We start from the raw sequence: 1,187 nt of genomic DNA on the forward strand, positions 1-1,187 counted from the left end.
AACAATTGCTATATTCGAGCTAAATAAAATGTAATCCTTAATCAGGATATGTTAAGTCCTATTCAGGACGATGTCAAATTAATCCAGGACGAGTGTAAAGCTATACTAGGACTAGACACCGACCCATTTCTTCAGCTCTCGGCTAGTACTTCTTCAGTTCTTGTTCAGTTCAAACCCCATTTCAGGCCCGTTTAGCTGAAGAAAGGGTAAACAAGGTATGAGCAAGAACTGAACAAAGTGATTTGTTGCATCTTAGATACTCCCCGGATACTCCCTAGATACTCCCCAGATAAAGCACAGATAAAGCATAGATAGTGGCCTGGAAAGCACTAAATGAGTAATGAGGAGATTGATTCAGAAAGATAGGAGAGATTACAGGAATAAACACTAAAGGTAAAACCAGTGATATAGATGGTGGTCCCCCTAGAATCACTTCAAAAACGAGTCGAACTAAACGCAACATACAAAGCCTCAGCTTGTTTGGACTTATTTCGAAAAAAAACTTGACGGCTAGCAAAAAAACTCTCACCTTTGCAGTCCCAAAACGAACAGGACTGGGAAAAACGAAAGCAGCGCAAGGCTGCACCGGAATTGAAAAAAGAGAGAAAAGGACGGCAGAAAATTATTTTAAAATACTTCTTGCCAGAATGAAAAAAGATTCTCACCTTTGCAGTCCCGAAACGGACAGGTTTGAAAGTAAGAGCGAAATGCTTTAATGTTACTGAAAACCAGCAAAGAGCAAGTTTAAAGGAAGAAAAAAAATCTTCAAATAAATTTGCAGAGAAATAAAAAACTTCTCATCTTTGCAGTCCCAAACCAAAAGGGTCGCCGAAGCGCAATGCAGAAAGCGAAAATGAAAAAGTAAAATCAATGAAATCACCAACACTAGTCGGTGAAATCATCTGAAAAAATAAGATCGGAGAAATCGAAATAATCATCGGTGTAATCCAATCAAATAAAGCTGAACCGAGAAGGAGAGGCGAAAAAGTTCTTAAAAAGATTAATCAGATAGCATAACGGGAAGGAAACTTTTCGTTAGAAAAATTATCCAAAATCAATTTTCTCGGGTAGACAAAATAACCGAAGCAATTCGGAAAACAACGATTCTATTTGAGATATAATAGGGTCAGCGAAACAAACATTCATTACAATGGAGAGTTTGATCCTGGCTCAGGATGAACGCTAGC

Annotated in this window: 1 protein-coding gene; it reads left to right on the forward strand. The window is 38.2% G+C overall.

Annotated features, from left to right (window positions below):
* The first annotated feature begins 48 nt into the window (after positions 1 to 48).
* Entirely contained in the window at positions 49 to 195 is a 147-nt protein-coding gene (locus J4N24_RS25390; protein ID WP_207536545.1) for a hypothetical protein, read from the forward strand.
* The last annotated feature ends 992 nt before the right edge of the window (positions 196 to 1,187 follow it).

The organism is Desertivirga arenae (assembly GCF_017355785.1).
Lineage (GTDB): Bacteria > Bacteroidota > Bacteroidia > Sphingobacteriales > Sphingobacteriaceae > Desertivirga > Desertivirga arenae.